This window comes from Nocardia sp. NPDC004582 (assembly GCF_053602115.1).
The window spans coordinates 1-13,562 of the sequence record NZ_JBSGCY010000164.1 but is presented as its reverse complement, the minus strand read 5'-3'; the positions used below and the strand labels follow the sequence as shown (position 1 = coordinate 13,562).

Here is a 13,562-nt window from a genome sequence, read left to right as displayed (position 1 = left end):
CCGGGGCCGCCCGGGGGAAGAGGAGTGGGTATGCCCAGCTATGAAATCGACGGAGTCATACCGGTTGTCGCCGCCGACGCGTTCGTCCACCCGTCAGCAGTGCTGATCGGAGACGTCGTGGTCGAAAGCGGCTGCTACATCGGCCCGGTGGCCAACATCCGAGCTTGATTCGCGGCTGCCGTGGCGAGGATTTCCGGTACGTCCTCGGCCAGCAGGAAGCCCGCCGCGACCGCCTTGTCGGTTGCCGCTCGGAATGCTGGGAGGTAGTTGTCCGGTGGGGGACCCGGGAGCGGTCGCGTGCAGCCGAACATGATCGCCGGGCCGCCACCCTCCTGCCCGAGCCCCGACAGCACCGCGAGTGGTACGTCCAGCCACGGCGTGCGGATGCCACCCAGTGCGTTGCCGTTGGCGTCCAGCACCGGTTCCCCGGCGGATACCGTGAGCCGATCGGCCTGCGCCGGCGCGGGGCCGCCCGCCGCCCATTGGGACAGCGCCGCGATGGCTGTCTGCACGACGTAGTGATGTTGCGGACCGGAATTGATCGGCTCGGGGAAATCGACGCCCAGCGGATTGCGGCGCGGCGCCATCCGCTCGACCAGTTCCTCCGCGGTCAGCGAACCCGAGTCGGTGAACGATGCGCCGACGGTGTAAGAGTCCGCGTGTGCGGCGCCGGCCAGCTCCCAGAGCCGGAACCGGTCGGAGTCGGGCTGGCGAGCGGCGAGTGAGCGCATGAGACCGACCACGTCGGTCTCGGTTTGGAGCACGAGCACCGGCGCGGTCGAATCCGCGCGCACCCGCGTACCGCCGTCCAGCGACTCGGGATCCACCGAACCGGACAGCGTCGCAGGGCGGCCGGGCCGCCCGTCGATGAGGTACGCGTCGTACGGCGAGCCATGCGGCGCAATGGCATTCACGAATGTGACGAGCGTGGCCGCGGATTGCGACTGCCCGGCCGCGAGCAGCTGCCGGGTCCCCGGCTGCAGTTTTCGAATCACTTCTCCCGCCTGCCGGTAGATGTCGTAGCAGTAGGCATCGCCAGGATGTGAAAGATCGGCGTACCGTACCGGATCCGACTGCTTCAGCGGCGGAAGCAGCACCGAGTTCCAGGTGTCGTCCCCCTCGGCCGCCGCGGCCATGACGCTGCCGCCGTGAATCGGCGCGTACTGCGCGGAAATCCCGATCCAGGCCATCCGGGCCCGGATGAGATGCCGGTGTGCCATCAGCCAGATCGGCGGCGTGTCCGCTCCCGAGGACGCGTTGAGCCACTCCACGACCGCCGTTCCGGAGTAGCCCTCGATCGGCCGGTACACCACCAGTCTGGTCGTGAACGGTGCGAGGCCGTCCGGCTCGGTCACCCACTCCCCGTCGTCACCGGCCGAGCCGCTCAGGCGGTAGGACCCGGCTGTGCCGGACACGAAGTACTCCTCGGCGATGTAACCGACATCGGCCAGCGGGAAGAACGTCGAGATCAGGGTGATTGGACCTGCCACAGGACCGGAAAGTTCCACCTCGAAACCCTAACAAGTGCTTGGTTTTTGGACAATCGCCGGACTCGCGCCCACCCAGCGCCGGGCGGGCCACTCCAGCGTTTTCGCCGAGCACACCAGCATCCCCAGCCGGACGCGACAGGTCGAATCCCATCGACTCGCCGGCCGGCCGGTCTACGAGCCATGGAGTCGCGCGCAACTGGTAGAGCTACTGCCGAGGAGGCTCACAGCTGCGGACACAACCTGTCGTGCGCTCCGGCGTAGATGTCGGCAGCGCCGGCCTGGGCGGCACCCACTTTGAATGCATCGGGTCCAGGATGTATTCGAGCTTCCCGGCATATCTCGTAACCTAAGAACAACAGGAACGGGCTGGGCACGCCAGAACTCAACTCGGGGTGTAGCTTCCGAAAACTAGCGCAAACCCTGCGAGCGAAGTCACCTTGACCGCCTACAGGTGTCTGCGAGATGACGTCTGCGGTACCAATATCGCGGAGCACTTGCATCTCAGAGTCTGCGGTCAGCGCTACGGCACCCTTGAGCAGAGGACTGCTGGGTTGCTGAGCTAGATCAACGACGGCCGCAGCGTACTGCTCGGCGGTCAGGTTTGTCGTGATCGATGCTTCCGCACACCCTGACGCATCAGATGCCGAGACCGTTGTCGTTCGCGCCGTGGCATGCGCGGGCTCCGACGACGTAACGATTTGCGCGGAGGGTACAGACCCACCTGAGCCAGACGGAATATCGCCATTATTCGCTGAACTGGCGCAGCCAGCCGCAACCAGTCCGCTGCACGCTGTCAAGACAGAGACAGTCATCAACGCACACCGATAGATCGCACAGACCCGCCGCTTCTGAACATCCATAGATCTGGAACAAACGATCAAATCCATCGGACAATCCGATGATCCCGCAGCTGCGCCCTCGTTAGACCCGTTCGGGTCGGCGTTCCACCTGCCAACGGGACTGTATACATCCCCGCGAAATTCTGCGTATCAGAGAAGAACATAATCGTGTCTTTTGCCGGGTTGATACGAGGGTCCGAAATAGCATAGGAAGTCATGTTGGACAACAGCGTCGACTCATACTGACGACCACCTGTATCCCAAGGACACATAGTGGTATGAATATTCCATATCAACAGCTCGCCGCCGCCGTACGCGGCAGTGATGAAACGATCCGGATCCAGCCAAACAAAGTCGTTTACTTCACGCACCGATGGGCAAACATCAGGATTTGCGGAAAAAGGCGTGAGATCGTGGTTCAAGTTCCAGTAGTAGCGGTGATACCAGAGCGCGCCCCTTTCAATATGCGCGAACTCAACAGCCGATGAGGGGTTCGCGACCTGGACCCGGTAGATGGTACTGCCAGTGTCGTCGTCTTTTCCTGTTTCATCTTCGAAATAAAAGGCACCTGCACTATCAAAACCGGCGACCGCTTGAATCAGCGGCTTTGCAAAGTCACTTCGTGGTGGAGCACTCCTCAGAATTTGAGCTGTGACGTCAGTGAAATTTCCTGATGTGTCGATCCATCCTGCGTGCGTGTCGCGGCCGACCGCCATAGTCGCTCCGAGCAGTTTCCAGTCCGGGGAGACGTCGTCTCGGTAGCCGGATATTTGTGCCGCAGTCGTTGTCGAGAACTTCCTAAAAGGAAGATAGCTTCCCGTTGCAACGTCCAATACGCCATACTCCAGAGACTTGTAGTCCTGCCCGAGCGCCGCAGTCAAGAGCCCGTGCGATGGCATGCCGCTGAGCCCCGCAGACGTTGTGGTTGCCGGTACCGTCGCTGGAGCTGACGTGACGAGGCTCCCGGCCGGGACATTCGGAGCTCCCGACTGCTGATCTCTCTTGATGGCGACGCACGATGCGAAAATTGCCAGGAGAACCAGCAAGCCGATACCTCCGATTAGCACCGACCGCGGATTCTGCTGCGCGAAGTTCACCGCACGGTTCACGACCTTGTTCGTGGCCTCGAGACGGACCGAACCACCGGCTGTGATCTGACCGGTTGCGATGCTGCCAGCCGAGCCAATTTGACTGGTAGCAACAGCAGTTGGCGACTGTGGGTGGTTGTCAGCAATCGCTGTCCGTAGCGCCGTGGCGAACGAGGGGTCACGGCGTGCCGCCGCTTCCAGAGCGACTTGAGCCTGGTGCCGCGCCTCCGCCGAGGCTGTGCCCGTATCGCGCGCTTCCCGGACGAGCCGCTCGACCGCCGGATCGTCGCCGAGCGCCTGCGAGACGACAGTCCAGACCCTGTCGACGGCGCGATCGAGGGCTTCGTCCGTCAGACCATCGATGCGTTGCCCCACGCGGCGAGCCTTGCCGATTGCCCACGCAATCACCAGACCCACAACGACTTCCATTCCCATGTCCGCCTCCCGGGCGAGCCGCTCCTATCGCACCTCATCGCTGTCGCGACTGGTGGCGTGACGGGTGGTTCGGAGTGTCGTGGCAGCGCGTCGCATCCAGCACGAACTTCTCGGTCAACCTGCCGTCTTCTGGAGAATCAGGTTGTCAGTTCCACAACGCAGAGAACAGTGCCGAAGGTCCTGTCATGCAGCGGGTATGCGCCTCTGCCGCAGAGCATCTGGCCGGACGTCCTAAACGCAAGCTCATGGCGAGCGCACCGCGCCGTCGGGCCCGAGTCCGGCCCGTGCTTCAGCGGGTTGATCCGGCTTGTGTCACTTGCTGTTCGGGACGTGGTCCAGTGGGGCGCCGGATGGGATGAGGGGTTCGGCGATGATAGATTGCCGGTATTCGCCGAGGATGCGCGCCATGTGGGTGATCACCCAGGTGTGCAGGTAGCGATAGTTGAACGCTTCGCGTTCCTGCGGGTCGGTGATCAGGTTGATCAGGTGTGGACTCGGGAGGTCCTCGACGGCGTCGGTGGAGTACTTCTGTTGTTTGAGAACCAGTTTGAAGTCGCGCCATTTGACGCCGAAGAGCTGATCACCCTTCCAGTACGGGTACCCGTCGCGCGCGGAGTCGCTGGTGTTCCCGCTGAGCCAGCCCAGTTGGTCCTGACCATCGATGACCCGGTCCGCCGGCAGCGGGATTCTCGCCGCGGACAGCAGCGTGGTGAACCAATCGGTCACGTGCATGATGTCATTGCTGACCTGCCCGGCGGTGATATGGCCGGGCCAGCGCGCGATGCAGGGTGTGCGCAGATTTCCCTCGCCGCCCCCGAAGTAGGAGCCCTCCCAGTAGCCCGGCGTCCCGCGCCAGGGCAGCATCTCTTCGGGACCGTTGTCCCCGGCGAACACCACCAGGGTGTTGCCGGTGATGTCGAGCTGGTCGATCAGATCCAGCAGGCGCCCGAAGTCGGTGTCGAGTTCGAGCAGGCTGTCGGCCCAGTCGCCGTTGCCGGTGCGCCCGGCGAATTCCGCGCGGGGAACGACCGGCATGTGCATGAGGGAATGGTTGAAGTAGACGAAGAACGGTTCGCGCGCATCGGCCGCGGAGCGGATGAAAGCCTCCGTGCGCTCGAGGTAGTCGCTGTCGACGTCGCGGCGCACATCGAGGGTCAGCTGCGGCCCCTCGGTGACGTCGGCATCGCCGGCTTTCTGGGTGACCATGCGGCTGACCGGGTCCCGGGCCGGGTCGTACCAGGGATCGTCGGGCCAGAGGGCTTCGTCGTAGGTACGCGGCGGACCGGACCATTCGGCGAATCCGTGGTCGACCGGCCAGCGACCGGACCCTTCCCCGACATGCCATTTGCCATACACCGCGCAGCGGTATCCGGCGTCGGTGAACACGTCACCGAGGGTGCGTTCCCACGCGACCAGACCCCATCCCGCCGGTGCTCCGAGCGGGACCGAGTGGTTGCCGGAGCGGATCGCGTAGCGGCCGGTCAGCAGGGCCGAGCGAGTCGGGGTGCATTGGGCCTCGGGCACGTAGTTGGTGAGGCGGAAGCCCTCCTTGGCGAAGTCGTCGATGCGGGTGGTCCACACCCCGCGGAACGGGCCGCCGCTGTAGCAGCTCAGCTCACCGAAGCCGAGGTTGTCGACGTGGAAGAACAGGATGTTCGGCGCACCCACACTCTCTCCTTCTCGTTCACCCGCCCGCCGTAGCCAAACCTTCCGAACAAGATCAGATCTCGGTGCGATCCAGTGTGCCCCGGCGAGATTTGCACACCGGCCATCGCCACACCCGTAATTCCCGCACCGTCCGAAGCACGCCGGAAACCGGATTCTACGGAGACCTCACCGCCGTGCGTGTCGGCGCGCGGCCCGCGATGCCGCTGTCGCGGGTCCACACCGTGCTCCCAGCCGACTCCCAGATTCGCACGCCATTCGACCCGAGCCGCGGCGAACAGGATCGTTGCGACGACCGCGCCGCGATCACGGTGTCGCGGTGAGCGAAGGGATGCGATATGACGTCGACTGCGTGGCGGCCGGAGGTGGCCGCGACCGATCGAGGGGATGAGCGCGAGGACGGGCGGGGTGGAACACGGCTTGCCCGGGTGGTTTTCGGGCCGCCCGGCCAACCCCGATGGGCGCGTCCGGGGCTGGCCGGACTGCTCGCGGTGACCGCGGTGCTCTATCTCTGGGATCTGACGAACTCCGGCTGGGGCAATGAGTACTACTCGGCGGCCGCCCAGGCGGGTTCGAAGAGTTGGAAGGCATTGCTGTTCGGGTCGTTCGACGCCGGGAACGCCATCACGGTGGATAAGCCGCCAGCGGCATTGTGGGCGATGGGCCTGGCCGGGAAGCTGCTCGGATTCGGTCAGTGGTCGGTGTTGCTGCCGCAGGCGCTGATGGGTGTCGCGGCGGTCGGGCTGCTCGCGGCCACCGTGCGGCGGTTGAGCGGGCCGGGCGCCGGGCTGCTGGCCGGGGTGATCGCGGGCCTGACACCGGTGGCGGTGTTGATCTTCCGCTTCGATAATCCCGACGCGCTGCTGGTGCTGCTGCTCGTCGCGGCGGCCTACTGCACGGTGCGCGCCATTCAGGCCACTGGCGACCGGGTGTGGTCCGCACCGGCCGGGTGGCTGATGCTGGCGGGTGTGGCGGTGGGGTTCGGCTTCCTCACCAAGATGATGCAGGCTTTCCTGATCCTGCCCGGGCTCGGCCTGGCCTTCCTGATCGCCGCGAACAGCCCACTGCGACAGCGGATCCGGGCACTGGTCCTGGCCTGCGTCGCCGTCGTGGTCTCGGCGGGGTGGTACATCGTCCTCGTGGATGTGTGGCCCGCGGATTCTCGGCCGTTCATCGGCGGCTCCACCGATAACAGCCTGTGGCAACTGGCGGTCGGCTACAACGGGCTGGGCCGCATCTTCGGCGGGAGCGGCAATATGGGTTCCCATGGTCCCGGCAATGGCGACGCGCCCGAGGGCATGTCCGGATTCGCCGGGTTCAGCGGATCTTCCGGCATCACAAGGCTTTTCGATCCGGAGATGGGCGGCGAGATCTCGTGGCTGCTCCCGGCCGCGCTGATCGGGCTGGCCGCCGGGCTCTGGCTCACCCGCCGCGCACCACGCACCGACCCGACCCGGGCGGCCATCGTCCTGTGGGGTGGCTGGCTGCTGGTCACCGGGGTGACCTTCTCGTTCATGGGCGGCATCGTGCACCCGTACTACACCGTGGCCCTGGCCCCGGCGATCGGCGCACTGGTCGCCTTGTCGGCGCGCGAATTATGGTCGTGCGCGGCCCATCCCGCCGCGCGCCTGACCTTGGCCCTGATGGCGGCCGGCACCGGCGCGTGGTCCTTCGTGCTGCTGAACCGCACCCCGGACTGGCTGCCTTGGCTGCGCTGGACCGCGCTGATCGGCTCGATCCTGGTGGCGCTGACCGTCATCGCCGGCACCCGCGAATCCCGCCGCTACGCCGCCGTCCTCGCCATGGCCGGCGTGCTGTTCGGACTCGGTGGCGCGAGCGCCTGGGCGGTCGCGACCGCGGCCCAGCCACACAGCGGCGGCAATCCACTCTCCGGACCCGCCGCCGGCCAGAGTTTCGGCCCAGGCGGCATGCCCGGCGGCGACGGCGACAACGCGCAAGGCAACGGGCCCGTCCCGACGTTCTCATCGGCGAACAATGCCGAGCTGGTGGCCCTACTCGAGCAGAGCGACGCCCGCTGGGCGGCGGCGACGATCGGCGCGGGTTCGGCTGCGGGCCTTGCCTTGAATTCCGGTAAGTCGGTCATGGCGATCGGCGGCTTCACCGGCGGCGACAACTCCCCCACCCTGGCGAAATTCCAGACCTACGTCGCCGGGGGTCAGATCCGCTACTTCCTCGACGGCGGAATGGTCATGGGCGGCAACGCCGATTCGAGCGGCTCCCAGATCTCGGCCTGGGTGAAGTCCCACTTCACCGCGATCACCGTCGGCGGCAGCACCGTGTATGACCTGTCCCAGCCCACCACCGCATGACCCCGATGCGCGGTGGCTAAAGGATCGGCCTGAGCCCGAGGATCAGATCAGTGCCTTGTGCACCCGCAGGCGGCGGCGCACGTTCGCCATCATGGTGCGGGTGCCCGCGGTGCGAATGAACCGGGGAATGAACCGGTTCACGAAGCCCACGAACACGAACAGGTGCTCGAAGCGGCGCTGATCGGCGGCGGTCCAGCTCACGCCGAGCTGCGCGCGGAAGTACGGGGGCAGGTAGCCGACGGTGAGGAAGCGCAGCAGCCCGCCGAAGCTCACCCGCAGATACCAGTGGATCATGCGCAGGTGCAGCAGGTCGTCGATGAAGGCGCGGACCTTCTCGTCGGCCGCCACCTGCGCGCACGCGCGCACCCAGTACTCGTCGAATTCGGCGCGGGTGGCGGGCCACATCTCCTCGGTGACCTGCAGGGTGGTGCCCAGGGGCGCGGAGGTGGAGTAGAACGCCTCGGCCTGTTCGGGATTCATCTTCCCGTTGAGCAGCTGATAGGAGTCCTCGAAGCCGATGTAGAGGCAGGCCGCGACCCACAGTTGCAGGTCGCGGTCGAAGGCGTTGTAGCGGACCGCGGCCCCGGGTTCGGACTTCACCTGGCGGTGGGCGACATTGACCGCCTCCCGGAAGGCGACCTTCTCCTCGGGCGTGCCGAGAATCGCGACCGCGAGGTAGGAAGCGGTGGTGCGCAACCGTTTCCACGGATGCACCATGAGCGCCCCGGAGTGCACCTTGCTGTCGGCCACGCCGTGCCCGACGCCTGGTCGCGCCATCTGCATGGCGACATTGGCGGCCGCGCCGGAGAACTGCCAGAAGTCCAGGGCATCCTCGAGTTTCGGCGGGCGTTTGGTATCGGCGCGGTGCACGCCGGGGATGTGGATGCGGGTCTGTTCGAGGGTGAGCGTGGCGTCGCCGGCCGGCTGCGGTGCCGCGATGGTCATGGATCTCCTTCGATCGAGCGCGGGCTATGTTACTGATGATTCCGTGCCGCCGGTGCGGATTCAAGAGGGGAATTGCAAGTAACTTAATCCATTACGTGTTACTGCGTTTGTGCAGCGTGAGATGTTGTACCTCCGCAATCTCATCTCCGGAGAAGATCGCCGAATCGACTTCCATTCGCGAGAATCGTGAGTAACATACGTCGCTGCGGCAGCTCGTGCACACCAGGCGCGGGGCGGGGACGTGAGAGGACGTTCGCAAGATGCTGAAACGGTTGGATCGCATACTGAGCTACGAGATGAAGGTGTCCGAATTCCTCGGGACGCTGATCATCCTGGCCATTCCCTACGGGCTGGTGGGGGTGGTGTGGACACTCACCCACACCGCACATCTGAAGCAGTTGCACGGCCTCGACGTGATCATCTCGTTCCTCGGATCGATCGTGTGCTGGCCGGTGCTCACCTTCTCGAATGTGTGCATGACGTAGATGATGGTGCTGGTCTGGCTCATCGACCTCCTGGTCATCGCGATCAAGATTCTCGGTGGGCGTATGAAAGTGAATCCCGTTCTGCGCGTGGGCCTGTGGGTGACCGTGCTGTGCACCGTGGCCGCCGGTCTCTCGGTGGCCGGGTATCTGCTGGTGCTGTTGCAGCGCTACCTCGAGGACATGGCCTGATGACGACACTCGAAAAGCCGTCCGCCACAACGGAACCCTCCGAACTGGAACGGATCGCCCGCAGCGCCCGGCAGTTGTGGCGCGATCATCCGCAGCGGTCCCTGGAAACCCTCGGCCGGCAGGTCGAACTGGGCCGGGACGCGCTACGCCAGCTGGTGGTGTCGATCCTGCGGCGGCGATTCCCGTACCGCGAGTTCATCAAACAGTGCGCGTTCATGACGAGCGTATCCGCCGCGCCGACGGTGCTGGTGGCCATCCCGATCGCGGTGGTGGTGTCGATCCAGGTGGGCGCGTTGGTGAATCAGGTCGGCGCGACCACCTTCATCGGCGCGGTGGCCGGGCTCGGCATCATCCGCCAGGGCGCGCCGCTGGTCACCTCGCTCATGATCGCGGGCGCGGTCGGCTCGGCCATCACCGCCGACCTGGGCTCGCGCACGATCCGGGAGGAGATCGACGCCATGATGGTGATGGGCGTGGATCCGGTGCGCCGGCTGGTCGCGCCGCGGCTGGCGGCCGCGGTGCTGGTGAGCATGCTGCTGTGCGGGTTCATCGTGTTCGTGGGCTTCGCGACGGCCTACATGTTCAATGTCTACGCCCAGTCGGGGACGCCGGGCTCGTTCATCGGCTCGTTCGCGTCCTTCGCGGTGGCCAACGACCTGGTGATCGCGGTGCTCAAGGCCGCCATCTTCGGCCTGCTGACCGCGGTGATCGCCTGCGATATCGGCCTGCACGCGCACGGCGGCCCGGGCGGGGTGGCCAATGCGGTGAACTCGGCGGTGGTGAGCTCGGCGCTGATGCTGTTCGCCACCAATATCGCGCTCACCCAGCTCTACAACACGCTGCTCCCGACGAAGGTGGTGTGAGATGGGCAGTACCTACACTCCCCCGGCGCTCAGACCCGTGCGCCTGGCCGCGAACGCGGTGTCGGTGCCGATCCAGGCCAATCAGCGCCTGGGCCATCAGGTCATCACCTTCTTCCAGGCCCTGATCGCGATTCCGTTCGTGCTCAGGCACTATCGCCAGGAGGTGTTGCGCCTGACCGCCGATGTCGGCTGGGGCAACGGTTCCCTGGTGGTGGGCGGCGGCACCATCGGCGTGGTGGTGGCGCTGTGCGGTTTCGGCGGCATCACCGTCGGTATGGAGTCGTTCACGGCCTTGAACCTGCTCACCATGAGCCCGCTCACCGGCGCGATCTCCGGTTTCGCGACCACCCGGGAGCTGGCCCCGATCATCGCGACCCTGGCGTTCGCGATCCAGGCCGGGTGCCGGTTCACCGCGCAGCTGGGCGCCATGCGCATCTCCGAGGAGATCGACGCGCTGGAATCCATTGCCATCCGCCCGCTTCCGTACCTGATCAGCACCCGCATGATCGCCTCGACACTGACCATCATCCCGCTCTACAGCGTGGGCCTGGCGGTGGCGTATCTGGCGACCAAGCTGTCGGTGCTGATTCTGGGCGGCACCACCGCCGGCACCTACGACCACTACTTCTTCCAGTTCCTGCTGGGACCGGACGTGTTCTGGTCGCTGCTCAAGGTCATGGTGTTCGTGATGATCTCGACGTTCATCCAGTGCTACTACGGCTTCGTCGCCACCGGCGGGCCCGAGGGCGTCGGGGTGGCGGCCGGACGCGCCATCAAGATGGTCATCGTCGTCATGGTCTTCGTCAATCTCTTTCTGACCCTTGCGATCTGGGGTATCGACCCCGGCTTCCGCATCTCGGGATAGGTGTTTCGATGATTCTCGATCCCAGCGGGCGGGGCCCCACGGCCCGCGACCTCACGCTGGCCGGGCTCGCGCTGCTCAGCACGGTCGCGCTGCTGCTGTATCTGCTGGCGCTGCGCTACAACGGCCGCTTCGAGGACAAGGTGGCGGTCACCGCGGTGCTCACCAGTACCGGCGACGGACTGCCCGCCCACGCCGACGTGAAGTTCCGCGGCATGATCGTCGGCCGCGTCGAGGACGTGACCGTGGTCGCCAAGGGTGAGCGGCAGGAAGCCGCGATCGCCCTCAAACCGGTGGTGGCGAAGACGATTCCGGCCAATGTGGCGGCCCGGGTGATCCCGAACAACATCTTCGGGGTCACCGCGGTCGAACTGGTGGACACCGCGGCCACCAAGGACACTGTGCGCGCGGGCGCGACCATTCCGGAGGACACCAGCACGGCGACGGTCCAATTGCAGAGCACCCTCAACGTGTTGCGCGCCGTGCTCGACAACATCCAGCCCGAGAAGCTGGGCCGGGTGCTGTCGACACTGGCGGCGGCGCTGGATCCGTCGGCGCGGGTGCCCGGGTCCACGGTGGAGCGGCTCGACCGCTGGGTCACCGAGGTGCGAGGCATCGAGGGCGTCGGCGATCTGCTCGGCAATCTGGGCCGGGCGGCGACCGCGTTGAGCGAGTCCGCCCCGGATCTGGTGGGGACCCTGGCGAAGTCGGTGACCACCGCGCGCACCCTCACCGAACAGCGGGCGGCCCTGGTCGGCCTGCTGACCACTGGCGGCAGTGCGGTGGACACGGTGAACGGGCTCTTCGCCCGCAATCCCGAGTCCGGCAAGTTCCTGGTGTCGGGACTGAATCAGCTCTTCGGCAGCCTGGCGCAGGATCCGCAGGCCATCCCGTTCGCCATCGCCAACCTCAATACCGCCCTGCAGCGGTTGCGGGGCGTCTTCACCTTCGGGCCCAAGCAGCAGATGGTGTGGCGGATGGACGTGACGTTCACGCCGTTCCAGCAGTACACGGCCGCGGACTGCCCGCGCTATGGGGAGCTCGCCGGACCACGCTGCGGCGGGTCGACGGTGCCGGATACCGCTCCGGCGCAACAGTTCCCGCAGCAGCAGCTGCCCACCTGGCTCAATGCCGCCGGGCCCGCGCCGACGCCGGCGGCCACACCGGCGATACCGGGCCTGCCGAGTCTGCCCGCGATCCCGGGCCTTCCATCGATTCCGGGACTGCCCGCGATCCCCGGGCTCACGGCACCGGCGAGCGCGACCCAGCCCGCGCCGGAGGCCGTCCAGCCCGCCGGATTGCGCGGCGGCGACGCGATCGCCGCGATCGTCGGTCATCAGCCGGACGCGGCCCAGCTGCTGTTGCTCACTCCCCTGCTCGCGGGCGGTTCCCTGGTCCCGGCCGAGACGGGAGGCGCGTCGTGAAGTCCGGAAAAGCCTTGGCGGGCTTCGGCCTCTTCGCCGCGGTCGCGGTCCTGCTCACCTACACCATGTGGTCCACCCTGCAACGCACGGTGCCCGGCGCCACCAACTCCTACTCCGCCGTGTTCTCCGATGTCCTGGGCCTACGGGTCGGCGATGACATCCGGATGGCGGGGGTGCGGGTCGGCCGGGTCGACAAGATCGACTTCACCGACGGCTACCGCGCCCGGGTCGACTTCCGTATCGAGGCCACACAGCATCCCACCACCTCCACGAAAGCGCTGGTGCGTTACCAGAACCTGATCGGCCAGCGCTATATCGCGCTGCTGCCGGGCAAGGACGCGGGCGCGCCGCTGCCCGCGGGCGGCCAGATCCCCTTGGACCGGACCGAGCCGTCCTTCGACGTCTCCTCCCTGCTGTCGGGGTTCGAGCCGCTGTTCAGCGTGCTGCAACCCGATCAGGTGAACTCACTGTCGGAGACCCTGATCCAGGCGTTGCAGGGCAATGGCGTCTCGTTGAGCGCCCTGGTGACGCAGGCCGCGCAGCTGGCCGGGACCTTCGGTCAGCGCGACGAGATCCTGGGCCAGGTGATCGGCAATCTCAGCAGCGTCATCTCCGGCCTGGCCCACCGCAGCACTGAGCTCGAAACCCTGATCACCCAGGCGCGGGCACTCACCGACGCCCTCTACGCACAGGGCGGCACGCTGAAATCGTCGGTGGAACGCGTTGCGACGGCGACGGATTCGCTGGTGGGCATCCTCGCCCAGGTGAAGCCCGGCGCGGCCCGCGCGCAGACCGACGCCTCCGCAGGTGTCGCCTTGCTGCTGCTCAATGGCGCGTCGCTGGACAAGGCGGCCGTCGAACTGCCCGACGTCCTCAATGGCGTCGCGCGGTTCAGCAGCTACGGCGCCTACGGCAACGCGTACCTGTGCAGCCTGGACGTCTCCCTG

General features: G+C 66.3%; 11 protein-coding genes. 7 read left to right on the top strand and 4 right to left on the bottom strand.

Translation table 11 applies throughout. From position 1 onward, the window contains the following. Nucleotides 1-134: 134 nt before the first annotated feature. From ACWELJ_RS29890 to ACWELJ_RS29880, 3 genes are all read right to left on the bottom strand, one after another. The gene (locus tag ACWELJ_RS29890) at nucleotides 135-1,490 is read right to left on the bottom strand and encodes an alpha/beta hydrolase domain-containing protein (RefSeq protein ID WP_452369454.1); all 1,356 of its coding nucleotides are present in this window, start codon (nucleotides 1,488-1,490) and stop codon (nucleotides 135-137) included. Nucleotides 1,491-2,367: 877 nt separating this feature from the next. Then, nucleotides 2,368-3,852 (bottom strand): hypothetical protein, encoded by a 1,485-nt coding sequence (locus tag ACWELJ_RS29885; protein ID WP_452369453.1) that lies wholly within the window; start codon nucleotides 3,850-3,852, stop codon nucleotides 2,368-2,370. A 312-nt stretch (nucleotides 3,853-4,164) separates the two neighbouring features. Then, complete coding sequence (locus ACWELJ_RS29880; protein WP_452369452.1) at nucleotides 4,165-5,520, bottom strand: sulfatase-like hydrolase/transferase; 1,356 nt, start codon at nucleotides 5,518-5,520, stop codon at nucleotides 4,165-4,167. 335 nt (nucleotides 5,521-5,855) lie between these two features. Between ACWELJ_RS29880 and ACWELJ_RS29875 the strand changes: the two genes are divergently transcribed. Then, nucleotides 5,856-7,847, top strand: coding sequence for a glycosyltransferase family 39 protein (locus ACWELJ_RS29875; RefSeq protein WP_452369451.1), 1,992 nt, complete (start codon nucleotides 5,856-5,858; stop codon nucleotides 7,845-7,847). 42 nt (nucleotides 7,848-7,889) lie between these two features. On the opposite strand, the gene ACWELJ_RS29870 is transcribed toward ACWELJ_RS29875, so the two are convergent. Then, nucleotides 7,890-8,792 carry an oxygenase MpaB family protein gene (locus ACWELJ_RS29870; protein ID WP_452369450.1) on the bottom strand — a complete coding sequence of 301 codons (903 nt, stop codon included), beginning with the start codon at nucleotides 8,790-8,792 and terminating at the stop codon, nucleotides 7,890-7,892. A gap of 260 nt (nucleotides 8,793-9,052) precedes the next feature. Between ACWELJ_RS29870 and ACWELJ_RS29865 the strand changes: the two genes are divergently transcribed. From ACWELJ_RS29865 to ACWELJ_RS29840, 6 genes are all read left to right on the top strand, one after another. Next, nucleotides 9,053-9,277, top strand: a complete 225-nt coding sequence (locus ACWELJ_RS29865; protein WP_357287836.1) for a hypothetical protein — start codon at nucleotides 9,053-9,055, stop codon at nucleotides 9,275-9,277. Then, nucleotides 9,278-9,466 carry a hypothetical protein gene (locus ACWELJ_RS29860; RefSeq protein WP_452369449.1) on the top strand — a complete coding sequence of 63 codons (189 nt, stop codon included), beginning with the start codon at nucleotides 9,278-9,280 and terminating at the stop codon, nucleotides 9,464-9,466. Further along, nucleotides 9,466-10,329: an MlaE family ABC transporter permease gene (locus ACWELJ_RS29855; RefSeq protein ID WP_452369448.1), complete on the top strand. Its 864-nt coding sequence runs from the start codon at nucleotides 9,466-9,468 to the stop codon at nucleotides 10,327-10,329. The genes ACWELJ_RS29860 and ACWELJ_RS29855 overlap by 1 nt, the downstream gene beginning before the upstream one ends. Before the next feature lies 1 nt (nucleotide 10,330). Then, nucleotides 10,331-11,194: an ABC transporter permease gene (locus ACWELJ_RS29850; protein ID WP_452369447.1), complete on the top strand. Its 864-nt coding sequence runs from the start codon at nucleotides 10,331-10,333 to the stop codon at nucleotides 11,192-11,194. Nucleotides 11,195-11,202: 8 nt separating this feature from the next. Next, nucleotides 11,203-12,615, top strand: coding sequence for an MlaD family protein (locus ACWELJ_RS29845; protein ID WP_452369446.1), 1,413 nt, complete (start codon nucleotides 11,203-11,205; stop codon nucleotides 12,613-12,615). Further along, on the top strand, nucleotides 12,612-13,562 hold a 951-nt coding region (locus tag ACWELJ_RS29840; RefSeq protein WP_452369445.1), incomplete at its 3' end, for an MlaD family protein. The genes ACWELJ_RS29845 and ACWELJ_RS29840, both read left to right, overlap by 4 nt.

What these genes read in the sequence shown, in the direction of transcription:
- ACWELJ_RS29885 (WP_452369453.1), bottom strand. Translation starts at nt 3,852, where the DNA reads ATGGGAATGGAAGTCGTTGTGGGTCTGGTGATTGCGTGGGCAATCGGC.
- ACWELJ_RS29875 (WP_452369451.1), top strand. Translation starts at nt 5,856, where the DNA reads ATGACGTCGACTGCGTGGCGGCCGGAGGTGGCCGCGACCGATCGAGGG.
- ACWELJ_RS29870 (WP_452369450.1), bottom strand. Translation starts at nt 8,792, where the DNA reads ATGACCATCGCGGCACCGCAGCCGGCCGGCGACGCCACGCTCACCCTC.
- ACWELJ_RS29865 (WP_357287836.1), top strand. Translation starts at nt 9,053, where the DNA reads ATGCTGAAACGGTTGGATCGCATACTGAGCTACGAGATGAAGGTGTCC.
- ACWELJ_RS29860 (WP_452369449.1), top strand. Translation starts at nt 9,278, where the DNA reads ATGATGGTGCTGGTCTGGCTCATCGACCTCCTGGTCATCGCGATCAAG.
- ACWELJ_RS29855 (WP_452369448.1), top strand. Translation starts at nt 9,466, where the DNA reads ATGACGACACTCGAAAAGCCGTCCGCCACAACGGAACCCTCCGAACTG.
- ACWELJ_RS29850 (WP_452369447.1), top strand. Translation starts at nt 10,331, where the DNA reads ATGGGCAGTACCTACACTCCCCCGGCGCTCAGACCCGTGCGCCTGGCC.
- ACWELJ_RS29845 (WP_452369446.1), top strand. Translation starts at nt 11,203, where the DNA reads ATGATTCTCGATCCCAGCGGGCGGGGCCCCACGGCCCGCGACCTCACG.